A 21,817-nucleotide genomic window follows, 5' to 3' on the forward strand; every position below is an offset into this window, starting at 1 on the left:
TGGCTATTTGTGACGATCTCAAGCCGTGCTTTCGCGGTGCTACTAAGGTGACAGCGGCGTCGGCTGAAGAGGAAATGGGGCGTTCAGATTAGCCGCTTTCTTGATTAAACTGCAGACTGGCAAGTCGCGCGTAAAGCGGTGACGTTGAAAGCAGCTCGTTATGAGTCCCCGTGGCAACGACCCGGCCTTGGTCCACTACAGCAATATTGTCGGCATTGATGATCGTTGAGAGACGGTGGGCGATTATGATCGTCGTCCTGTCATGCATGATCTCTGCAAGAGCCTGCTGGACATAAAATTCACTTTCCGTATCTAGGGCGCTGGTTGCCTCATCAAGTAATAAGATTTCGGGGTTCTTCAAGACCGCTCTCGCGATAGCGATTCGTTGGCGCTGACCACCCGATAATCGAACACCCTGAGCACCGAGAGGGCTGTTATATCCCTCGGGCAACTGCGAGATAAAGTCATGTGCATACGCCGCTCGCGCTGCCGACTCGATTTCAGCGTCGGTAGCATCTGGCTTACCGTAGGCGATGTTGTAACGAACACTGCCACTAAAAAGTACCGGGCTTTGGGGTACCAAAGCGGCGCGCTCGCGCCAGACCGCCAGGGGAATTTGGCGCAGATCGTAGTTTCCGTAGCTGACTGAGCCTTGCTGTGGGTCATAAAAGCGCTGTAACAGTTCAAAGAGCGTTGATTTCCCCGCCCCCGACTGGCCGACCAGGGCCAGAGATTTTCCGGGTGGTACCGATAACTCAAAATCTGTCAGTGCGGGTTGATCCGGTCGACTGGGATAGGAAAATGTGACTTTATTAAACCTAATGGGCGAACGAATGTCCGGAATGTCTGTGCCATTGTCGGAGATGACACTAGTCTCGTTCAGCAGCTCCATGAGGCGTTCCGCCGCACCTGCAGCGCGCTGGAGATCCCCCCAGACTTCCGACAGTGTCGCAAAAGCTGCGCCTAACATGACGGCATAGAATACAAAGGCACCCATCTCTCCGCCGGACATACGGCCTAAAATGACGTCTTGCCCGCCACTCCACATCATGCCCGCCATAGCGGCGACTAACAGTAAAATGGCAAAGCCGGTGAGAAGGGCGCGCTGCCGGATCCTAGCGCGGGCCACATCAAACGCTATGGTTACATCCCGATCGAAGGCGGTTTGTTCCATGGTTTCTCGATTGTAGCTTTGCACTATCTTGATCGACTGGAGGATCTCGCCTGCGTGACTGCCCACTTCGGCAATGGTTTGTTGGCTTTTATTGGACAAGTTGCGAACTCGCCGGCCAAAAAACAAGATAGGCAGCAAGGTGAGGGGTACGCCTACGAGAATAATTAGGCTCAATTTTAAATTAGTGATGAGCATTAGGATCAGCGCGCCCACGAGGGATAGGGTGTTGCGAGCTGCCAAGCTAACCGAGGAGCCTATGAGTGTTTGTAGCAACGTGGTGTCTGTCGTTAATCGGGACATAATTTCACCCGACTGATTGGACTCGAAGTAGCTGGGATGAAGGCCCACAAGGTTGGAGAAAACGGCGCTTCGAAGATCGGCGCTGACCCGTTCTCCCAACCAAGAAACGAGATAAAAACGCACCATAGCCCCGACTGCCATGGCGGCACCAACGGCTACGATAAATACCACCGCGTTGCGTAACCCCTCGGGATCGCCACCGGAAAAGCCATCGTCGATTAACAACTGCAGGCCATACCCCAGTGATAATTGCAGCATTGACGTAACAATCAGGGCCAAACTTGCTGCCACCAACCGCAACTTGTGTCGCCACAGCAGCCCAAGCAGACCACGCAGTGGGGTAAATCCAGCCGAGGTAGACTTCTCAGGCATTTCCTGAGGTTTGTTCTTGTCTCCACTCATCGATCGGGGGAGCCAGCGGGAGGATAAATTAGGCTACCTTCGATTTCGGCCTTTCGGTCTTCTGATACGTCAGGGAAGGGGAGCTGCTGAGAGTCCCTCCAGCCGTCAAGCTTAGCCGCGACCTCTGACATCGTTTCTTCGCTAGCTTTATGGAAATCACGAACCTGCAGTACTTGGCCCGGCCCCGAAAAGATAGCGCCATTTTCGTGCACAGTCTCAATGATTCGTAGGTTCAGGTCCTCCGCAATGGCGAGAAAGGTTTGATAGTCTGTCGTCATAATGCCGGCATCTACTCTAAATACCGCGGTGGCGGCTTCGATATCTACAAGCCGCACTGAAATTGTGTCTGGCAGGACCCTAGGGTGTGCCGATAGCATTTCGCGGAGTTCGCCAAGAATGACCCGAAGTTGCTCCGATGTTGGCATCTGTATCTGGAGGTTTTTTAAGAATCGAATGCGATCTCGAACCGAGATATTTTCAACTTGATCCGCTGCAAACTTAGCATTGGGAATAAAGACTCGGGTGCGATCTAGAGTTCGCACAGTGACGGATCGCAGTCCAATTTCTTCGACGGTGCCTTTAAGGTCGCCAAAGCGGCATAGATCGCCGGGTCGTATCGGTCGAGCCGCATAAATGGTGACCGCACCAATGATGTTCTCCATAGTGCGCTGAGCAGCCAAGGCAATGGCTAGTGAACCCACACCCAGGCCAGCAATGAGTGTCGAGATGTTAAACCCGGCGTTTTTGGCCCACGCCAGCATGGCCACGACCACAATAATGATTTTCACCATTAAAATGAGCGGCCGCAGCAGTGCGGTCAAATATAGATCACCGGAACTCTCGAGTTGCCTGAATTTATAATCACGCCACAAAGTGAGAAGTGCCACGATAAAAACGGTCGCTGCTAAATATTCGAGGGGTGAGCTTTTCAGGTACACCCGGGCGGTGATCGACAGGCCCAACTGCTCCATGGCAATACGCAGCAGTGCGACATAAATAATAATGCGCATGGGCAGCGCCCAAAAATGCTGGATAGCGAGGGGGAATTTGTTAGGAATGCGCAGAGAAAGCCAGCTCATAAGGCGCGTAATCAGGCCTGAGATCACCCAAAGCAGCCCAAGGGCGATAAACATGGAAAATGTTTGCCAGTTGGTCATACCCAAAAGCGTGAATGTGGGTAGTGTTTTAGCGAGCCAGATCGCCCAATCGGAGTAGCCGTGTTCTTCCCACATGTCCGGAATACGCACCACGGTGGCATTGGAGATACGCCAAACAGACTCACCCTGGCTGTCGGGAATGCGCTGGAGAAAGACGGGTACGACTGTCTCGCTCAGTTGCACCTCGCCTACCTGATCTCGATAGCTGGGAAGGCCATCATCCAAGTGCCCTCCCACGCTGTCGCTCAAGACGCTGATATCTAGTACGTTTTGCTTTGTCCAAACAAAAGCCAATGCCTGAGCCAGTCTCTGGGGCTCGATTGCCGCAATTTCATCTGGTACGTAGCGCAGGTCAAGGTACTGAGCTGCAACATCAAAGTTACCAGCGCGTAAATACTTTCGGAAACCCAGCATGGCATCCAAAGGTGTCCGTGCGGCCGCGGGAGATAACTTGCGCTCGTTAGTTTCCTTGCTGAGCTCCTCTAATTTCTGTTCAGATTGGTAGACAGCTAGTGCGGAGCCTTGTTGATTTGTAACCTCGTTTTTGGCGCTCTGAGCGTGGGCGTTGGCAACGCCTGTCAGGAGCACTCCAAAAACCAGCCACTGGTAGAAGAACTTCATCATAACTACCTCTCAGGTTGATTAAGGTCGAAGCGTGTCCGCAGGTAGACCCGAGCACTTACCTTAAAACTTACCGAGCGCTTGGTCATGGTGTCTCCGATTTTGAGGACCGGTGCTGTAACATTCGGCCAAACACAATGCCCAGCTCAAATAGCAGCCACATGGGAAGTGCTAGCAGCGACTGTGAAATGACATCGGGTGGTGTTAGCAGCATGCCTGCCACGAAACATCCCACGATAATCCAGGGGCGCTTTTTGGCAAGTTTCTCAGGAGTGGTGGCCCCCGTCAGTATCAGAATGATGGCCGCGATTGGAATTTCAAACGCAATACCGAATGCAAAAAATAATTTGAGCACAAAATCCAGATAACGATTGATATCGGTCATTACGGTGATGTCGCTGGGGCCGACGCTGGTGAAAAAAGCGAATATAAGTGGGAAAACCACGAAGTAAGCGAAGGCTGCTCCAGCATAAAATAACAGGACGCTGGACGCCAACAAGGGAAAGGCAATGCGCTTTTCTTTGCGGTACATGCCCGGGGCCACGAACGCCCACACCTGAAATAATATGTAAGGAATAGCGGCAAATACCGCGACCACTAACGTGAGCTTAAATGGGGTCAGGAAGGGTGACGCGACCTCGGTTGCGATCATGCTCGATCCTTCCGGAAGCAATTCCCTGAGCGGTTGAGAGACAAAGGTGTAGATTTCATTGGCAAAAGGGAACAGGCCGATAAACGCAACCAGAATGGCGAGCACCGCTCGCAGCAGGCGATCGCGTAGTTCTACCAGATGCGCCACAAGGGGTTGCATCGTATCGTTTTGAGGCTCAGTCTCAGTGGCGTCTGATAGCTTGCTCAAGGGTGGTTTACCCTAGATTCCAGCGGCTTTTTGTCAGTACTCTCTGCGTTTTCATTGGGGATGGTCTCAGCCTGCGCCTCTTGCTCCAGAGCGGCAATTTTCTCGGTCACAGGGGCAGTCACATCACGAATTTCGTGTTCTAGCTCGGAGGCACTGTCCTTGAGTTGTTTCAAGATTTCATCGTTGTGTAGCTCTCGCTGCACCTCAAGGCGAACGTCATCCACACTGCGGCGGAATTTTTTAACCCAGTGGAGGGTGGTCCGCACGGCGTCCAGAAATTGTTCTGGGCCAAAAACCAACAGCCCGACAATGCTGATTAAAAGCAGTTCGAAGAATCCAATATCAAACACTGAGATTGCTACCTAAATTTGCGGGTCAGATTAAGACGGGGTCGAATCCTTGGTGTCTACATCGGACTCTTGCCGCTCGTTAGCCACCGAATCCTTACCGCCCTCATCTTTGACGCTACTTTTGAAGCCTTTAATGGCGCTTCCAAGATCACTACCAATATTTTTTAAGCGCGAGGTCCCAAACAACATGACGACGATCGCCAGTATGATCAGTAATTGCCAAATACTAATTCCACCAAGTCCCATAGTTGTACTCTCCATTTTTGCCTAACCGTGCGACGCGCGTGCGGTTTACTTTTCAGCTCTTGTAGCTTTTTCCTCGATGCCCGAGGTGCCAATACGATTGCCCAGTGTATCGAGAACTTCGTCATACCGAAGATCTAGGTGTGCCAGCATCACTAGAGAGTGAAACCAGAGGTCTGCTGTCTCAGCGATAACGGCCGATCGAGCAGCGTCTGTGCCGTCATAATCCTTGGCCGCAAGTACAGTTTCGGTCGCTTCTTCACCGACCTTTTCTAAAATTTTGTTGAGCCCTTTTGCATACAGACTTGCCACATACGAATTTTCAGCGCCGTCAGACTTTCGGGCTTCAAGCGTTTCTTGCAATGCTTCGAGTACGTCGCTCATGGGGTATCGCCCTCTGCCACCCAAGTATCGCCCGTATGACCATAAAAAAAGCAGCTATAACGCCCGGTGTGACAGGCTGCACCGGTTTGCTCGACTTTCAGTAGCAGGGTATCACCATCGCAATCGAGCTTAATATCAACTAAGCGCTGAATGTGACCTGAAGTTTCTCCCTTTCGCCAAAGCGCGGCCCTAGATCGAGACCAATAAACGGCTCTCTTTTCCACCAGCGTGAGTCGTAACGCTTCCTCATTCATCCAGGCCAGCATCAGCACCTCACCACTGTTAGCGTCTTGGGCCACAGCCGGGATAAGTCCTTGGGCATTCCAACGGGGTGTCATTGTGTCAATTTGTAATGTCATGTGTGCAGTATGCCAGACTGTGTCAGCGTTGCTTGGGAGAAAAAGCGGCGAGCACTATGAAGACTGCGCCGGCTATAAAGGCGAGGGGTTCTTCTGGAGAGCCGCTACCGACGGCTATAAAACCCAGCCCCAGCAGCGTGAATGCCATCGCCCTGCCATTGAGGGTGATTTTTTTGGGTGGGTCTGGTGGAAGGTCTTGCAAATTTTTGATGATGAGATCAGGTAATCGGGGGAGCGTTTCCAGCCAAAAGGGGGCGTCCTGCTGCAAGCGCCGCAGCACGGTTTGAGGTGCGTAACGATCTGCCAGCCAGCGTTCCAGAAATGGCTTGGCGGTATCCCACAGGTTTAGATCGGGGTAAAGCTGGCGACCTAGCCCTTCAATATTAAGCAGGGTTTTTTGCAGCAGCACCAGCTGGGGTTGAACCGACATTTCAAATTGCCCTGCGGTACGAAAGAGGCTGATCAACATGTGCCCGAAAGAGATGTCTGCAAGGGGCCGCTCAAAGACGGGTTCACAGAGCGTGCGCATAGCCGATTCAAATTCAGCGATCGAGGTGTCTGGCGCCACCCAGCCGCACTCCACGTGGAGCTTTGCCACTAGTCTGTAATCTTGTTGGAAGATAGCCAGCAGGTTGCGTGCGAGGTAGTAAAGATCGTCTTCATCGAGCTGGCCTACGATGGCGCAGTCGATAGCCAAATACGAGGGGTTAAGCGGGTCTTTGGCATCGACGAAAATGTTGCCTGGATGCATGTCAGCGTGAAAAAAACTGTCGCGAAAGACCTGAGTGAAAAAGATTTCTACGCCACGCTCCGCCAGAACCTTCATATCAACCCCCTGCTGCTTTAGGGCTTCTACGTCGGTGACAGGCAGGCCATAAATACGCTCACTGACCATGACCTTTTCAGCGGTGAGCGGCCAGTGTATCTCGGGTACATAGACCAAGTTGCTGCCGGAAAAGTTTCTGCGCAGCTGCGAGGCATTGCCGGCTTCACGGCGGAGATCGAGCTCGTTGAGTATGGTTCGCTCGTAGTCTGCAGCGACCTCGCGGGGCTTCAGTCTCCGCCCGTCCTTAAAAAATCGGTCTATTGCCCAGGCAAGGGCCTGAATGAGTTTAAGATCTTTGCGAATAAGCCCTTCTATTTCGGGACGCAAAACCTTAACAACTACCGCTTCTCCTGATGGCAGTGTTGCAGCGTGAACCTGAGCTACTGACGCGGCAGCGAGTGGCGCATGTTCGAAAGTGGCAAAATGATCGTTGAGAGGTCCGCCCAGGGCAGCCTCGACACAAGAAATGGCGTCCTTCGAAGGAAAAGGCGGCACATTATCCTGCAACTGGGCGAGCTCATCGGCAATATCATCGGGTAGGAGATCCCGCCGTGTGGACAGTAACTGACCAAACTTGATAAAGATGGGGCCCAGTGTTTCCAGCGCCACCCGCAACCTTTGCCCTCGACTTTCTTCTGACGCAGCGCCCTTAGATTGAAAAACCAAGCGCCCTAATTTTGTCTGACGATGGACGGGCGCAAGCTCATACAGTCGCTGTTTTCTAATAATGCGCCAGACTGTCAGGACGCGCCCAATCATGTGGTTTGGGCGTCCAGTCTTTGCGCCAGTCGCTTTAAGCGCGATTCGAGGCGGTCCGCTTTTAAAACAAGGGCATCAATTTCCTGATAAAAGTGTTCAAGCTCTGCAGCGGGTGGCGATAATCTGCCTTCCTCGAGAATGAATTCAGATAGCTGCCGCCGCAAACTTTTACTGCTGCTTTGCCCCCAGCGGAAAATCTGTTTGAGCAGATTGGCCAGCTGGTGGCCCGCGACGTCACCAAGTACCTCCACTAAGGGGGCCTCCCAATCTGGTTGCATGTTGGTGACTAACGTTTGCAGTGCGACAAGTGGTGCACTGTTGCCGATAATTTCTAGATCACTGTTGATCAATGTGACGGCTGGATCGTCAGCGGTTGTAAGCGCGAGAAAGTCACTTAAACCTCCTCTGACGCGGACGCTGCACGGTTGCTCACAATAGGATGCCAGGTAGAGTCGCCCTTCGGATTCAACGACGGCAAAAATCTCTAGCGCAGGGGCCAAGCATTCAATGGCCAATACGGTCCCGCTGAGGCCGGCCAAGTCTCGGGCGCTTGCGGGGTCTAGCTCGAGGGCACGATTTATTGCACCCTCTGCCGCCATTAAGACGGCGGTAATTACCGCCGGATCATGCTGAGTACTCACAGTTAAGCCTTAATGCCCCTGTGAACAGCGACAATGCCGCCGGTCATATTGTGGTACTCACAATTTACAAGACCTGCGTCTTCCATCATGTCTAATAGCGTGTCTTGGTCTGGGTGCTTCCGGATAGACTCTGCCAGATAGCGGTAGCTCTCAGAGTCATTAGCGATTAGCTGCCCCATCATCGGCAGTATCCGAAAAGAGTAGGTATCGTAAATTTTCTCAAGCATCGGATTGGTGGGTTTTGAAAACTCCAGCACCAGCAAGCGGCCGCCGGGCTTGAGTATTCTTTCCATCGATCGAAGCGCCCTGTCTTTATCTGTGACGTTGCGCAGTCCGAAAGCAATCGTGATGCAGTCCACTGAGGCATCAGGAAAAGGCAGCATTTGCGCGTCACACTGCACCATGTGCAGATTTCCAACGGCGCCCGAGTCCAGCAGACGGTCACGACCTACCTTTAGCATCGAGTCATTGATGTCTGCGAGGATAACCTTTCCATCATCACCAACCAGTCGAGAAAACTTCGCCGCCAAATCGCCGGTACCACCCGCGATATCCAGTACTGTCTGCCCGGGTCGAACGGCACTGAGTTCGATAGTAAAGCGCTTCCATAGGCGGTGAATGCCTGCGGACATGAGGTCGTTCATGAGGTCGTAACGACTCGCTACAGAATCAAAGACGCCGCGGACCAAGCTTTCTTTCTGGTTCTTGTCCACTGTCTCGAAGCCAAAGTCAGTGGTTTCGCCAGATGGGGTATTCGTTTTATCTGTCATAGTACGTTTCCGACGTGGCTCATTCGCTCGTGGCTTATTCGCTTATTGTAACCGAGGTGGGTTCCCGCTGCGTTAGGCGCCAATGAGGGTTGAGCTAGGGCTGAAAAGTCAGCACCTGCGTATCAGCGTCCCGCCCAAGTCCAGCGCTTTGAAGACGATCGGTGTATTCGCGCCACAATTTGGGCTGTCTGCGGGTTAAATCATGCAAATAGCTCCAGCTGTACAGGCCGCTATCGTGGCCATCGTCGAAAACGAGCTGTATAGCGTAGTGCCCCACCGAATTAATGGCGGTAATTTGAACGTCTGATTTGCCCGTTTGCAGCACCTCTTGACCGGGCCCATGACCACGAACTTCGGCAGAAGGAGAAAATACCCGAAGAAACTCTGCGCTCAAAGAACCCGTTAAGCCATCGCTAAAACTTAGGTCTAAGGTTCGCTGATTGCGCGAGTAGTGAATGCGATCAACGCTGGGTTCAAGCTCGTCCGATTTCATAGTATGAATCGCGAGAGGTCTTCGTCATTGGCCAACTCACCGAGCTGACTGTCGACGTAATCGCGATCAACGGTCACCTCAGACTCACCGACGCCGGCGTCAGAGGCACTGAAGGAGATCTCCTCAAGTAATCGTTCCATGGCCGTCGCCAATCGGCGCGCGCCTATATTTTCGGCACGTTCATTAACTTGCCAAGCGATTTCAGCAATTCGCTCAACCCCCTCCTCGGTGAAATGAATGGTCACGCCTTCAGTGGCCAGTAAAGCTTGATATTGTGCGGTTAAGGCGGCTTTGGGCTCGGTCAAGATCCGACGGAAGTCGTCGGTTGTCAGCGCTTCCAGTTCGACTCGAATGGGTAGGCGACCCTGAAGCTCCGGAATCAAGTCTGCAGGTTTCGAGAGGTGAAAAGCACCCGAGGCGATGAAAAGGATGTGGTCAGTCTTTATTGTGCCGTGCTTGGTGGTGACCGAGCAGCCTTCGATAAGCGGCAATAGGTCACGTTGTACCCCTTCACGGGAGACATCGGCACCACCCATCTCACCGCGTTTTGCAACTTTATCGATTTCATCAATAAAAATAATGCCAGTTTGTTCAGCGGCTGATAGGGCTTGGGCTTTTAAATCGTCGGGATCAATGAGTTTGCCCGCTTCTTCTTCCTCCAATAATTTGAGGGCCTCCTGAATCGGCGCTTTACGCGGTTTGCCACCTTTATTGAGGTTGGCAAACATGCCTTGGAGTTGTTGCGTCATTTCCTCCATGCCGGGCGGGGCCATAATGTCCACGCTGCTGGTAGGATTTTTGACCTCAATCTCGACTTCGCGATCATTGAGATCGCCTTCACGGAGCTTTTTACGTAGTACTTGCCGAGTGCTCGCGTTACTGTCGTCACGATCGGGTGGCAACAGTAGGTCTAACAAGCGCTCCTCGGCCGCATCCTTAGCTCGAGTGCGAACTTTCACGAGGGCTTCCTCGCGCAGTAGGGTAATAGCAGTCTCTACGAGATCGCGAACCATGGACTCTACATCGCGCCCTACGTAACCCACCTCGGTAAATTTGGTGGCTTCTACTTTAACAAAGGGTGCATTGGCCAATTTCGCGAGTCGGCGTGCGATTTCTGTTTTACCCACACCGGTGGGGCCAATCATCAGAATATTTTTTGGCGTGATTTCGCTGCGCAGGTCAGGCTCCAATTGCTGACGACGCCAGCGATTGCGCAGGGCAATAGCCACTGCGCGCTTGGCTTCCGCCTGACCGATAATGTGTTGGTCCAAGGCATGGACAATTTCGCGGGGAGTCATATTGGACATGATTCAGGCTAAGGTCTCTATGGTTTGGTTGTGGTTAGTGAACACGCAGATGTCGCCGGCTATCGATAAACTTTTCTTCACAATATCTTCAGCCGAGAGCGCCGTATTTTCTATCAGAGCGTGTGCTGCTGCTTGGGCATAGGGGCCACCTGAGCCAATAGCAATAAGGCTGTTTTCTGGCTCTATAACGTCGCCATTCCCGGTAATGATCAGCGATGTGTCCGAGTCTGCCACGGCTAATAGCGCTTCAAGTCGGCGCAGCGAGCGCTCTGTACGCCATAGTTTAGCGAGTTCTACGGCGGCCCTCGTTAGCTGGCCCTGATATTTTTCGAGTTGCGCTTCAAACAGTTCAAAGAGCGTAAATGCGTCGGCAGTGCCTCCAGCAAAACCGGCAATGACATTGTCGCGGTACAAACGTCTCACTTTTCTGGCATTACCCTTCATGACCGTATTGCCCATGGAAACCTGACCGTCGCCGCCAATCGCTACCCGGCCGTCTCTGCGCACCGAAACAATGGTGGTCCCGTGGAATTGTTCCATGTGTTTTCTCCCCGCCTTCTAGGGCGAACGTGGTCTGCGTAGTAGCAATGTATCGATCGATTGCTGTGCGGTAATAGAGCGTGCTTGAGCCATTCTTGACCGACTCTCAAAAGGTCCAAGGTATACCCTATACCACGCGCCATTTTCGCCTTCAGTTTGATCAATGGTGGGTTCCAGTCCAAGTAAGACCAATTCACCACGACGTCGGTCAGCATCCTTCTGAGCTCTAAAAGAGCCAGCTTGCAAAACGTAAAGGTCACCTTGTCCGCCACCGTCGAGATCGGGCGGCTCAACATCTGAGGTCAAATCGAGTGTTTGCGAGGGCAGCACTGTGTAAAAGTCGAATCGAGGTTGCGGGTCGTCTTCAGACGCACTTTGAAGCTCTTCAACAACTTCAGCGACAGACGTCGAATTTTGGTTCGTCAACCAGGCGAAGCCCACAACGCCGAACAGAAGTCCCGCGGTTATCCCGACCCCAAACCCTTGAATGTGAGCCAGCGTCAGTGAGGGTGGACCACCGGTTGCAGGGGACTTTCGAGCGTTAGCGGCAGGCTTTCGACTGGCTGCTCGGGTTCCAGAGCCTTTGGTTACCGGTTTTCTGGTTGCGGTTTTTTTGCGCGGTTGTGTCGCCAAGGTCACATACTCTCTGGGGCCGAAACTCCGAGCAAGTCTAGCCCGTTTGCAATGACTTGACGCGTTGCCTCTGCAAGGCTGATTCGTGCGAGGGACTGATTTTTGTGATCACTGTCGACCATCTTGTGGACGTTGTATAAGCCGTGAAACGTGGCGGCGACTTCACGCAGATAATTTGCGATGTCGTGGGGCTCAAGGCGCTGTGCAGCGTTGGCGACCACATCGGGAAACTTAGCTAACAGCAGCGCTAGGGCAAGCTCTTCAGGGGCGGTGAGGTTGCCCAGGTGGTCAAGCCCTGCTTCCGGTGTCCAGTCGGCGCCTTCGGAGAGGGCTTTGCGTTTTACGCTGCAGACTCTGGCGTGGGCATATTGAATGTAAAACACTGGATTTTCATTGGATTGTGCAAGGGCAAGGTCAATATCAAAGGTCAGCTGCGATGAGGCTGATCGGGCTGCCAAGAAGAAGCGCGTTGCGTCTTTGCCCACCCATTCAATGAGATCTCGCAAGGTCACGTAGCTGCCTGCCCGCTTAGATAGCTTGACCTCAGCGCCGTCACGCATAACGGTCACCATTTGGTGCAGTACGTATTCGGGCCAACCCTCGGGAATGTTTTTGGCTAAACCCTGAAGCCCGGCTCTAACTCTCGTGATGGTGCTGTGATGATCAGCGCCTTGTTCGTTAATTACCCGCTCAAAGCCGCGCTGCCACTTGTTAAGGTGATAGGCTACGTCGGGCACAAAGTAGGTATATTCCCCGTCTTTTTTGCGCATGACTCTGTCTTTATCGTCGCCAAAGTCACTGGTTTTCAGCCAAAGTGCACCACCTTCTTCGTAGGTATGTCCGGCACCCTGGAGCGCGGTTACTGCGTCTGCCACTTCGCCACTCTCGTAGAGCGCGCTTTCCAAAAAGTATTCATCGAAACGAACCCCAAAAGCCTTCAGATCGAGGTCCTGCTCTCGACGTAACCATGCAACAGCGAAGTCGCGAATGGCTTCCAAGTCATTGATGTCACCCAGTGCCGTGATGGTGCGATCTGCTGCTGCAACCGTGATTTTATTTTGGTAGGCCTCAGCCAAGTCGGTAATGTAAGTGCCACGATAACCGTCTTCAGGCCAGTCGGCATCCTCGGGTGTGAGACCTTGGGCTCGCGCTTGCACTGATCGCGCTAAATTGACGATCTGCTGTCCGGCGTCGTTGTAATAAAATTCACGGTGTACAGACCAGCCACTGGCAACCAGAAGTCTGGCGAGTGAGTCGCCGATAGCGGCGCCGCGGCCGTGACCGACATGCAATGGCCCCGTGGGATTCGCAGAAACAAACTCAATTTGAGCCCGGCGCCCGGCCCCCTGATTGCTGCTTCCAAATTTGGCTCCATTTGTCAGGATAGAGCGGATAACCTCGACATGACTGGCTTGGTTAATAAAAAAGTTTATAAAGCCGGGGCCTGCGATCTCTGTTTTAGCGATGAGGTCATTAGCAGGGAGTGCGTCGATAATCACTGCTGCGAGCTCTCGGGGTGCCATGCCAGCCTTTTTTGCGAGCACCATGGCTAGATTGGTGGCGAGGTCGCCGTGACTGGCGTCTCTGGTGTGATCAATCTGGGGGACAAGGTCCAGTACCTCTGGCACCTGCTCTTTGGCTATCAACGTCTGAATAGCTTGATCCAGAAGCGAAGTAAGCGCTTCCTTCATAATCATTACTCCACGGTTTTTGCGCGTCTAACACGCTGGGACGGGCGGAATTATCCCCGAGCTGGCACTGTTTTGACAGAGGCTAAAGTTTTTTGGGTCTGGCCAGTGATCATAACGGTTCAGAGGGGTCTATATCGACGAACCAACGCAAGCCCTTAGGTAGTCGTTGTTCAGAGGCTAGCGCCACCAGACTTTTCACACTGGCATGCACTTTGGATCGTTGCGTCCCTGCGATGACTATATGGCTTCGATAGAGCCCAGCACGTCGCGCCATGGGTGCTGACAGTGGACCCACAAGGCGAACAGAAGGGTCGGTCGTCGCAACGTTGTAAGCGTTCATGATGTTGGTGAGAAACGCTGATCCTGCGTCTTGATCGGCACTGTCACAACGTAAAGCCGCGAGGGCACCCTTCGGGGGGAGCCCTTGCGCTTCTCGCGATGACAACAGCTGCGCTGACAAGGTGCGCCACGGTTGTTCTAGGACTGCTTTAATAATCGGGTGTTCAGGGTGGCGAGTTTGAATTAAGACCTCTCCCGGCCGCTGGGCACGGCCTGCTCGGCCTCCCACTTGAGTGAGTAGCTGCGCTAAGCGCTCCTCGCCGCGGAAATCAGGACTCATTAGCAGTGAGTCGGCGTCTAGGACACCCACACAGGTGACCTTGGGGAAATGGTGGCCCTTGGCCAGCAGTTGTGTGCCCAACATAATGCAGGCGTCCGCGTTCTCGACCGTTTGAGCAAATGTGGCCATAGCATGTCGCCCAGACATGCTGTCACTGTCCACACGGTGCACAGGCACATCTGGGAAGCGCTTACGCAGCGCTTGTTCGGTTTGTTCGGTTCCCACGCCACTGGCCACTAGCCGGTGTCCGTTACAGTGTGGGCAACGTTTGGGCAGTGGGTTTCTCTGGCCGCAATGATGGCATTGCACCCTTGGCGGCTTTTTATGCAGTGTTTGTCGTGAGTCGCAGTTCTGACATTCGGCGGTCCATCCGCAGTCGTGGCACAGTAACGAAGGGGCAAAACCTCTACGGTTTAAAAAGAGCAATACTTGCTCGCCCCGAGAGAGCACCTCAGCCATCTCGTCCTCTAGCTGCGGCGAAAGACCTGCGCGCAGTGCCAAGCCACGAATATCAACGAGGCGTTTACTGGGTGGATGGGCACCTGCGGCACGTTGTGTGAGGCGGTGCCAGTGGTAACGCCCATTGCTGGCGTTTGCCATAGATTCCAGGCTGGGAGTAGCCGACCCCAGAACAATGGGGCAATTAATAAGCTGCGCTCGCTTGACCGCGACATCTCTAGCGGAATAGCGAAGGCCGTCTTGCTGGCTCAGCGATATGTCGTGCTCTTCATCAACAACGATTAGACCTGGCGTTAACAACGGCGCGAATACCGCAGAGCGCGTCCCAATAACGATTGCAGCTTGTCCGGTTCTTGCGGCCTGCCAATTACGATCTCTTTCAGCGTTACCAAGGCCTGAGTGCAGCGTCACGATAGGAGCATCAAAGCGCTCTTCAAAGCGTTGAACTAACTGTGGGGTCAGGCCAATTTCCGGAATGATGACAAGGGTTTGCTTTTGCAAGGCGAGGGCGGCGGCAATAGTCTGCAAGTAAACCTCTGTTTTACCGCTGCCGGTGACTCCCTCTAATAGGTGGCAGCCAAATGTATTGAGAGAGGTCGTAATAGCAGCAATGGCCTGGCGTTGTTCGTCGTTGGCATTGAGTGGGCTTTTAGAGGCCCAAGCTTTGTTGTCATCCACTGCCACCGGTTCGATCAGCGCTCTGGATATTAGTGCTCGCAGGTTTTCCGACTTAAATCCTGCCAGGCGCAGCTGGGTCCGAGTTTTGGGTCCATGACGTAATGCAGCAATGAGGGCCTGCTGGCGAGGTGCTCGACTGAGTGCCGTATCCGCCAGACCCTCGCCGCGAAGCGTGAGGTTAAAGCCATCCTCTCGTGTGCTTGCCGGGGGTTCGCCGCGCCGTTCTCGAGGTGAAAGCCCCAATATCAATGTTTCACCCGGTGGGTGCTGGTAATAATCAGCTGTCCAGTTCAGCAGCTCCAGTACATCGGGGCTAATCAGTGCGGTTTCATCCAAATAAACCTTGGCGTACTTCAGTTTTTCGGGGTTGATAGGGGTGGATCCCAGAATTTCGGCCACAATGCCGACCAGCTGTCTCGAGCCTAGGGGTACAAGGACGCGGCTGCCGAGTAGCGGCAGTGCATCAATACCCTCAGCTGGGAGGTAGTCTAGGTATCCCCGCACAGGAATGGGTACAGCGCACCGCAACAGGATTTGGGTGTTGTTTGGTTCCTGTGGCAAGTTGTGTCCTCAATGTTGAATTGTTGGTATCCCCATTGCTACTGGGGCCTTGATAAACCGTCGGTTTCTGGTAACCTTCGTCCTCTTTTTTTTATGGCGCCTCCATCTGGGGGATGCAAAGGATCCGTTCATGAAAGCCGACACTCATCCGCGTTACGAGGAAATCACCGCTCGCTGTAGCTGTGGCAACGAAATTAAGACACGCTCTACCGTCTGTGATGACATTTTGTTGGATGTCTGCAGCCAATGCCATCCCTTCTTTACTGGGAAGCAGAAAATCTTGGATACTGGCGGTCGAGTAGATCGTTTTAACAAGCGCTTCGCAGGCAGAAGCCTGAAGAAATAGGTCCCCAAGGGGAAACAAGCGCCGGCCAAGCCGGCGTTTTTTTTGTCTCGAATGCCGCATTGCCGCATTTTTGATCTGAAGGTCGACGTATATGTCAAAGCAACTTCTGAAAGATGCCCTCGATTACCATGCGCTGCCAATCCCCGGCAAAATTAGCGTCGAGCTAACCAAGCCTGCCGATACCATGCGCCATTTAGCTATGGCTTACTCCCCAGGGGTTGCTGAACCTTGTAGTCAGATCGCCCTAGACCCACAGATGGCCTACCGTTACACGGGCAAGGGCAACAGCGTCGCGGTTATCTCTAATGGTAGTGCGGTCTTGGGCCTTGGAAATTTGGGGGCTTTAGCCAGTAAGCCAGTGATGGAAGGCAAGGCATTACTTTTTAAGCGCTTTGCTAACATCAATGCGATCGATGTTTTGGTCGATACTCAGGACGTTGATACGTTCGTCAACACTGTTAGTGCCATTGCTTGTACCTATGGCGGCATTAATTTGGAAGATATCAAGGCGCCTGAGTGTTTTGAAATTGAGCGCCGGCTGCAAGCCTTGTGCGATATTCCGATTTTTCATGATGACCAGCACGGTACCGCCATCGTTACGGCGGCGGCTTTGGTAAACGCCCTAGAAATCCAGCAAAAGACCTTGGATAACGTCAATGTTGTATGCCTAGGAGCGGGTGCGGCGGCGGTCGCCTGCATGAAGCTTTTGCTGGAAATGGGCGCTGATCCCAGTCGCATGCTGATGTTGGATCGGCAGGGTGTTATCCACGCTGGCCGAGAAAACCTCAACGAGCAAAAGGCGCTGTTTGCCGTCAATACCGATAAACGGACCCTTGATGAAGCAATGCAAGATTGTGATGTCTTTGTCGGGCTTTCTGGCTCTGACCTGGTTTCACAGGAAATGGTTAAATCAATGGCGCCCCGGCCTATCATTTTTGCGTGCTCTAACCCTGATCCCGAAATTAAGCGTGAACTTGCTATGGCAACACGCAATGATATTGTCATGGCAACAGGTCGGTCTGATCTGCCGAATCAGGTCAACAATGTGCTGGGGTTTCCCTTTATTTTTAGAGGCGCTTTAGACGTTAGGGCTTCGACCATCAACGAGGCGATGAAAATAGCTACGGTTAATGCTTTGGCAGAACTTGCTAGAGAGCCCGTGCCCGAATCCGTATTGGATGCTTATAGCCTTATCGATTTGGAGTATGGCCCGAACTATATTTTGCCAAAGCCCATGGATCCTAGATTGATGCCCATCATCGCGCCGGCTGTTGCACGCGCAGCTCAGGCTTCAGGTGTAGCTCGTTGTGACATAGACGATGATTATGAAGAGCAGCTTTGGGGTGGGGTTGGTTTCGGGGCTGACCGCAACTGGCGTTGATTAGCCGACTTTAAAATAATCCATCCAGTTCATCCGTGCCGACGGGTTGATCGCTGTCAGACTTTTGAGCGGGAAGGAACTCTTCAAAAAAGTACTCGTAGGAACTGCCTTCGGGGGTTCCCGTCACCCGGCGTCCGGTCTTACGGTCTATTCTCAGTCGCACCACGCCACTAGGCATGTCGGGAAGTGATTGCTCCTCTGGCAGGACTTCGCGCATGAAATCTATCCATATAGGCAGTGCTGCTGTGCCACCGAATTCACGCTTGCCCAGCAGGCTGTAGTCGTCAAAGCCAACCCAAGACGTGGTGACTAGGTTGGGGTTAAAGCCTGAAAACCAAGCATCTCGTGGTCCATTGGTTGTCCCGGTCTTGCCGGCGATGTCGTTGCGCTCTAAAACCCGCGCTCGCCTACCCGTGCCGCGCTTAATAACGTCTCGCAGCATTGATGACACGAGGTAGCTGGCTCGTGGGTCCATGACCTGTGGTGCTTCTCTGATATCTTCAGTGACTGGCTGTAGAATATCTTCCATACGAAAAGCTTCCTCACTTTCAGCGAGTTCTTCGTCGCAGCTAGAGCAAACAACCCATGGATCTGCCTGATAAATGATGCGGCCTGTCGCGTCTTCTATGCGTGATATTAGGTAGGGTTCCACCCGGAAACCACCGTTGGCGACAATGGCGTATCCCGCTGCAATATCGAGGGGTGTGTAGGCATGGGTGCCCAGCGCAAGGGTCAGATTCCTTGCCATACCCTCTGTATCGAACCCCAGATTTCCAACGTAATCAATAAATCTATTGAGCCCCAGTCGTTGCAGAACTCGAATGGAAACCAAATTGCGGGAATAGGTTAGGGCGTTGCGAAGTCGCGTCGGGCCATAAAATCGGCCACTGTCATTTTCAGGCCGCCATATTTCATCGCTGGATAAATTATCCAATACGATGGGTGCGTCGTTAATGAGTGTCGCGGGGGTGATACCGTACTCTAGGGCAGCGGCATACAAAAAAGCTTTGAAGTTAGAGCCTGGTTGCCGACGCGCCTGAGTTGCCCTATTGAATTTGGAGAGTTCAAATCCCATTCCCCCAACCAGCGCACGAATCGCGCCGTCATTTGGATTTAAAGCAACCAGCGCAGCCTGGGCACGAGGTACCTGTGCAAGGCGCGCGACCTGCTTTTCTACATCTAGCTCCATGCGGATAAGGTCGCCTACAGCGAGCAAATCTTCGATGGATTTGGCCGCAGGGCTCGTCAGATTTTCGGTTCGATAGCGCCGAATGCTGTCGAGGTCGCCCTGCCAGCTCAGACGATGGAGGTCTCCCAATTTACTGAGAATCGTAGCGCCGGTAGCGTCAACTGCTGTGACGATGGCGGGGGTGAGATCGACAATAATTGGCATCTCATTTAGAGCCTGCTGCCACCTGTCTTCTAATTCAAGGAGGCTCTCCCCCTCCAGTGGCGGTAATTGGCGTTCGGGTCCTCTCCAGCCATGGCGCTTATCATAAGTTCTAAGACCATTGACCAGCGCCTGTCGGGCTGCAATCTGTGCTTTGCCATCGACGGTGGTGTAAACAACATAGCCGTCGCTGTAGGCGCCATTACCAAAGCGGTCAAGCATCTCTTTACGCACAATTTCTGCGACATAGTCTGCTTCCACTTCGACGCGCAGGCCGCTGTAGGCCGCCACAACCGGCTGATTGCGATTGGCGTCGCGGGTTTCAACGTCAATCATCCCCAATGAGGCCATTCGCCCTAGAATCCAGTCTCGTCGAATTTTGGCCCTTTCCGGGTTGCTTAAAGGGTTGTTTCTAGACGGCGCTTTGGGAATGCCTGCCAGCATCGCATGCTGGTGTAAGGATAATTCAGCAAGTGATTTTCCGTAATACGTTTGAGCCGCTGCCTCGAAACCATAAGAACGATGCCCTAAAAATATTCGATTGACATAAAGCTCAAAGATTTCTGCCTTCGTTAACACGCGCTCGACTTCAAGGGCCAAGAGAATTTCGTTGAATTTTCGAAGAAAAGTTTGCTCCAGAGAGAGCGCATAGTTTCGTGCGACCTGCATGGTCAGTGTGCTACCCCCAGAACGCTTTTGTCCGGTGGCAATGAGCTCAGAGACCGCCCTAGCTAGGCCCAGCAGGTCTACCCCACCGTGCTCAAAAAATTGATCATCCTCTGCAGCGAGAAGGGCATTTATAAAATCCCTAGGAATTTCCTCAAATTGAAGTGGGCTCCTTTTTTGTTCACCAAATTGTCCAATAAGTCGGCCATCACTACTCATCACCCTCATTGGGGTTTGCAACTTAACGTCGCGCAATGTGTCTGCGTCAGGTAAGTTAGGGCTTAAATACAGGTACAGCCCTGCTAGCCACCAAAGGGCAGCGCAACCTGCGATAATAAAGCTGACCAGTAATGTTCGGGTCAAAACCAAGAACTGAGTGCTCCGAAAGCAGGGACAATAAAAATTAGGGTTTGAGGGTGAGTACTTTGTCAGGTGAGGGCGCAAATTACTGCGTCAAAGTGACCTTTTTACGGGCTTGTGGTGCACTATATAGAAGTATTATACCCATCATGATCATATTAGCGTCGTTTACAGTGTGGTGATCCGGGTGGTGGATAAGCAAAACGAGATGAGATTGAGAGAGTGCTAGGCATTTTTGGAAAGCGGAAACCGTCTCAGATGTTGGGCATCGACATTAGCTCGACGACGATAAAGCTGATTGAGTTAAGTCGATCGGGAGACCGTTTTCGCGTTGAAGCTTTTGCAGTGGCGTCCTTGCCTCAGGACTCTGTGGTAGAAAAAAACATCAACAACACGGAAGCCGTAGCAGATTCCCTGCGCAGCCTTTACGCCCGGGCGAGGTCAAAGAACAAGTTGGTTTGTGCCGCGGTAGCGGGCTCATCGGTGATTACCAAGTCTCTGCCTATGCCATTGGGCTTGAACGACGATGACATGGAGACCCAGCTAACTCTTGAGGCTGATCAATATATTCCATACCCCCTTGAAGAGGTCGCCATAGACTTTGAGGTTCAGGGATTGTCGGCAGGGCGCTCGGATCAGGTTGATGTGCTGCTGGCCGCCTGTCGTCGCGAAACCATTGATGCCAGAGTGGAAGCGATTGAGCTCGCCGACCTAACCCCCAAAGTGGTGGATGTTGAGGCGTATGCTATGGAGCGGGCTTTCGAGCTGATCAAAGTTCAATGGCAAATTGAAGATTCAGCTACCGTCGCAGTTGTGGATATCGGGGCGACCATGACAACGCTATCGGTATTGCACAAAGGCGAGACGGTTTATACCCGGGAGCAGCTGTTTGGCGGTAAGCAGCTGACCGATGAAATTATGCGTCGATACGGATTACCTCTGGAAGAGGCGGGGCTCGCTAAAAAACAGGGCGGGCTGCCCGATGACTACGAGATCGATGTGCTCGAACCCTTCCGTGAGGCGGTAGTGCAGCAGGTGGGAAGGTCACTGCAATTCTTTTTCTCTTCCAGCGACTTCAACAGCGTTGATTGCGTCATTCTTGCCGGTGGTGTCTCGGCGATGGATGGTTTGGAGCCGCTAGTAGCGGGCCGCTTGGGTTGTCGCACTATTGTGGCAAACCCCTTCGCTGATATGAGTATTTCTCCCCGCGTGAATGCGGTGGCACTCAATTCTGATGCGCCGGCCATGATGATCGCCTGTGGTTTGGCTCTGAGGAGTTTTGACTAGTGGCGACTATTAATCTTTTACCTTGGCGTGAGGAACTCCGTGCTGAGCGCAAGAAAGAGTTTATTGCGGGTTTAGCGCTGATGGTGTTGGTGGCCGTATTCGTGCTCTTTGTCGCGGATTTGGTGTTCGATAGTAAAATTAGTTTTCAAGAGCGACGCAATGCCTACGTGCGACAAAATATTGCAGAGCTTGATGAGGAAGTCGCTGAGATCCGGGATCTGCGGAGTCGGCGCACAGAGCTACTTGAGCGCATGCGTATTATCCAAGATCTGCAGGGTAATCGGCCCATCATTGTCAGGATAATGGACCAACTGGTCCGCACTGTCCCAGACGGACTCTTTTACACCAGCCTCGTTTCGGGGGATGGCAAAATAGAAATTGAAGGAGTGGCTGAATCAAATAATCGCGTTTCCAGTTTAATGCGTCGCCTAGAGGCATCAGACTGGCTGCAAAGCCCTAATCTCGAGGGCGTAAAGGCCGCACCTTCGTACGGGGATCAGGCTACAACTTTTAGGTTGACCGTTAGCGTGCAGCTCCCTGAGCAGGAAGAGGAGCTGTAGC

21 protein-coding genes are annotated in these 21,817 nt (G+C 52.8%); 4 read left to right on the plus strand and 17 right to left on the minus strand.

Annotated elements, in window-relative coordinates; genetic code table 11:
• Positions 1-88 precede the first annotated feature (88 nt).
• The 16 genes from ACMAZB_RS00785 to ACMAZB_RS00860 form a co-directional block, all read right to left on the minus strand.
• Entirely contained in the window at positions 89-1,876 is a 1,788-nt protein-coding gene (locus ACMAZB_RS00785) for an ABC transporter transmembrane domain-containing protein (RefSeq protein WP_435218742.1), read from the minus strand.
• A complete protein-coding gene (locus ACMAZB_RS00790) occupies positions 1,873-3,657 on the minus strand; it encodes a mechanosensitive ion channel family protein (protein ID WP_435218744.1) in 1,785 nt (594 codons plus the stop codon). The genes ACMAZB_RS00785 and ACMAZB_RS00790 overlap by 4 nt, the downstream gene beginning before the upstream one ends.
• An 82-nt stretch (positions 3,658-3,739) precedes the next feature.
• Positions 3,740-4,465 carry a twin-arginine translocase subunit TatC gene (tatC, locus tag ACMAZB_RS00795; RefSeq protein ID WP_435220103.1) on the minus strand — a complete coding sequence of 242 codons (726 nt, stop codon included), beginning with the start codon at positions 4,463-4,465 and terminating at the stop codon, positions 3,740-3,742.
• Positions 4,466-4,509: 44 nt separating this feature from the next.
• The gene (gene tatB / locus ACMAZB_RS00800; RefSeq protein WP_435218746.1) at positions 4,510-4,863 is read right to left on the minus strand and encodes a Sec-independent protein translocase protein TatB; all 354 of its coding nucleotides are present in this window, start codon (positions 4,861-4,863) and stop codon (positions 4,510-4,512) included.
• Positions 4,864-4,893: 30 nt separating this feature from the next.
• On the minus strand, positions 4,894-5,109 hold the full coding sequence (locus ACMAZB_RS00805) for a Sec-independent protein translocase subunit TatA (protein WP_435213608.1): 216 nt from the start codon (positions 5,107-5,109) through the stop codon (positions 4,894-4,896).
• A gap of 45 nt (positions 5,110-5,154) precedes the next feature.
• The gene (locus tag ACMAZB_RS00810) at positions 5,155-5,490 is read right to left on the minus strand and encodes a phosphoribosyl-ATP diphosphatase (RefSeq protein ID WP_435218748.1); all 336 of its coding nucleotides are present in this window, start codon (positions 5,488-5,490) and stop codon (positions 5,155-5,157) included.
• On the minus strand, positions 5,487-5,849 hold the full coding sequence (gene hisI, locus ACMAZB_RS00815; RefSeq protein WP_435218750.1) for a phosphoribosyl-AMP cyclohydrolase: 363 nt from the start codon (positions 5,847-5,849) through the stop codon (positions 5,487-5,489). Before hisI ends, ACMAZB_RS00810 begins: the two co-directional genes overlap by 4 nt.
• Positions 5,850-5,871: 22 nt before the next feature.
• Positions 5,872-7,434, minus strand: coding sequence for a ubiquinone biosynthesis regulatory protein kinase UbiB (gene ubiB / locus ACMAZB_RS00820; RefSeq protein WP_435218752.1), 1,563 nt, complete (start codon positions 7,432-7,434; stop codon positions 5,872-5,874).
• Entirely contained in the window at positions 7,431-8,075 is a 645-nt protein-coding gene (locus ACMAZB_RS00825) for a ubiquinone biosynthesis accessory factor UbiJ (RefSeq protein ID WP_435218754.1), read from the minus strand. The genes ubiB and ACMAZB_RS00825 overlap by 4 nt, the downstream gene beginning before the upstream one ends.
• A gap of 2 nt (positions 8,076-8,077) precedes the next feature.
• Positions 8,078-8,845 carry a bifunctional demethylmenaquinone methyltransferase/2-methoxy-6-polyprenyl-1,4-benzoquinol methylase UbiE gene (gene ubiE / locus ACMAZB_RS00830; RefSeq protein WP_435218756.1) on the minus strand — a complete coding sequence of 256 codons (768 nt, stop codon included), beginning with the start codon at positions 8,843-8,845 and terminating at the stop codon, positions 8,078-8,080.
• A gap of 94 nt (positions 8,846-8,939) precedes the next feature.
• Positions 8,940-9,338 (minus strand): gamma-butyrobetaine hydroxylase-like domain-containing protein, encoded by a 399-nt coding sequence (locus ACMAZB_RS00835; RefSeq protein ID WP_435218758.1) that lies wholly within the window; start codon positions 9,336-9,338, stop codon positions 8,940-8,942.
• A complete protein-coding gene (gene hslU, locus ACMAZB_RS00840; RefSeq protein ID WP_435218760.1) occupies positions 9,335-10,645 on the minus strand; it encodes an ATP-dependent protease ATPase subunit HslU in 1,311 nt (436 codons plus the stop codon). The genes ACMAZB_RS00835 and hslU overlap by 4 nt, the downstream gene beginning before the upstream one ends.
• Positions 10,646-10,648: 3 nt before the next feature.
• Entirely contained in the window at positions 10,649-11,185 is a 537-nt protein-coding gene (hslV, locus tag ACMAZB_RS00845) for an ATP-dependent protease subunit HslV (RefSeq protein ID WP_435218762.1), read from the minus strand.
• Between the two features lie 18 nt (positions 11,186-11,203).
• The gene (locus ACMAZB_RS00850) at positions 11,204-11,818 is read right to left on the minus strand and encodes an SPOR domain-containing protein (protein WP_435218764.1); all 615 of its coding nucleotides are present in this window, start codon (positions 11,816-11,818) and stop codon (positions 11,204-11,206) included.
• A 2-nt stretch (positions 11,819-11,820) separates the two neighbouring features.
• Entirely contained in the window at positions 11,821-13,509 is a 1,689-nt protein-coding gene (gene argS / locus ACMAZB_RS00855) for an arginine--tRNA ligase (RefSeq protein ID WP_435218766.1), read from the minus strand.
• 109 nt (positions 13,510-13,618) lie between these two features.
• Positions 13,619-15,826, minus strand: coding sequence for a primosomal protein N' (locus ACMAZB_RS00860; protein WP_435218768.1), 2,208 nt, complete (start codon positions 15,824-15,826; stop codon positions 13,619-13,621).
• Positions 15,827-15,956: 130 nt separating this feature from the next.
• Here ACMAZB_RS00860 and rpmE point away from each other — a divergent pair, with 130 nt between their 5' ends.
• Together rpmE and ACMAZB_RS00870 are read left to right on the plus strand one after the other, a co-directional pair.
• Complete coding sequence (rpmE, locus tag ACMAZB_RS00865; RefSeq protein WP_435213627.1) at positions 15,957-16,172, plus strand: 50S ribosomal protein L31; 216 nt, start codon at positions 15,957-15,959, stop codon at positions 16,170-16,172.
• A gap of 91 nt (positions 16,173-16,263) precedes the next feature.
• A complete protein-coding gene (locus ACMAZB_RS00870; protein WP_435218770.1) occupies positions 16,264-17,553 on the plus strand; it encodes a malic enzyme-like NAD(P)-binding protein in 1,290 nt (429 codons plus the stop codon).
• A 10-nt stretch (positions 17,554-17,563) separates the two neighbouring features.
• Here ACMAZB_RS00870 and ACMAZB_RS00875 read toward each other — a convergent pair whose 3' ends face one another.
• Entirely contained in the window at positions 17,564-19,978 is a 2,415-nt protein-coding gene (locus tag ACMAZB_RS00875) for a penicillin-binding protein 1A (RefSeq protein WP_435218772.1), read from the minus strand.
• A gap of 249 nt (positions 19,979-20,227) precedes the next feature.
• On the opposite strand from ACMAZB_RS00875, the gene ACMAZB_RS00880 reads away from it, so the two are divergent.
• Positions 20,228-21,256 (plus strand): pilus assembly protein PilM, encoded by a 1,029-nt coding sequence (locus tag ACMAZB_RS00880; RefSeq protein ID WP_435218774.1) that lies wholly within the window; start codon positions 20,228-20,230, stop codon positions 21,254-21,256.
• Complete coding sequence (locus ACMAZB_RS00885) at positions 21,256-21,816, plus strand: PilN domain-containing protein (protein ID WP_435218776.1); 561 nt, start codon at positions 21,256-21,258, stop codon at positions 21,814-21,816. Before ACMAZB_RS00880 ends, ACMAZB_RS00885 begins: the two co-directional genes overlap by 1 nt.
• Position 21,817 lies beyond the last annotated feature (1 nt).

Source organism: Luminiphilus sp. nBUS_07, assembly GCF_051201685.1.
Taxonomy (GTDB): domain Bacteria; phylum Pseudomonadota; class Gammaproteobacteria; order Pseudomonadales; family Halieaceae; genus Luminiphilus.

Bases quoted from the DNA above. Each gene is read 5' to 3' on its own strand.
- ACMAZB_RS00785 (WP_435218742.1), bottom strand. From the start codon at position 1,876: ATGAGTGGAGACAAGAACAAACCTCAGGAAATGCCTGAGAAGTCTACC.
- ACMAZB_RS00880 (WP_435218774.1), top strand. From the start codon at position 20,228: ATGTTGGGCATCGACATTAGCTCGACGACGATAAAGCTGATTGAGTTA.
- ACMAZB_RS00790 (WP_435218744.1), bottom strand. From the start codon at position 3,657: ATGATGAAGTTCTTCTACCAGTGGCTGGTTTTTGGAGTGCTCCTGACA.
- ACMAZB_RS00810 (WP_435218748.1), bottom strand. From the start codon at position 5,490: ATGAGCGACGTACTCGAAGCATTGCAAGAAACGCTTGAAGCCCGAAAG.
- hslV (WP_435218762.1), bottom strand. From the start codon at position 11,185: ATGGAACAATTCCACGGGACCACCATTGTTTCGGTGCGCAGAGACGGC.
- ACMAZB_RS00805 (WP_435213608.1), bottom strand. From the start codon at position 5,109: ATGGGACTTGGTGGAATTAGTATTTGGCAATTACTGATCATACTGGCG.
- hslU (WP_435218760.1), bottom strand. From the start codon at position 10,645: ATGTCCAATATGACTCCCCGCGAAATTGTCCATGCCTTGGACCAACAC.
- ACMAZB_RS00835 (WP_435218758.1), bottom strand. From the start codon at position 9,338: ATGAAATCGGACGAGCTTGAACCCAGCGTTGATCGCATTCACTACTCG.
- rpmE (WP_435213627.1), top strand. From the start codon at position 15,957: ATGAAAGCCGACACTCATCCGCGTTACGAGGAAATCACCGCTCGCTGT.
- ACMAZB_RS00870 (WP_435218770.1), top strand. From the start codon at position 16,264: ATGTCAAAGCAACTTCTGAAAGATGCCCTCGATTACCATGCGCTGCCA.
- argS (WP_435218766.1), bottom strand. From the start codon at position 13,509: ATGAAGGAAGCGCTTACTTCGCTTCTGGATCAAGCTATTCAGACGTTG.
- tatC (WP_435220103.1), bottom strand. From the start codon at position 4,465: ATGCAACCCCTTGTGGCGCATCTGGTAGAACTACGCGATCGCCTGCTG.
- ubiE (WP_435218756.1), bottom strand. From the start codon at position 8,845: ATGACAGATAAAACGAATACCCCATCTGGCGAAACCACTGACTTTGGC.
- ubiB (WP_435218752.1), bottom strand. From the start codon at position 7,434: ATGATTGGGCGCGTCCTGACAGTCTGGCGCATTATTAGAAAACAGCGA.
- hisI (WP_435218750.1), bottom strand. From the start codon at position 5,849: ATGACATTACAAATTGACACAATGACACCCCGTTGGAATGCCCAAGGA.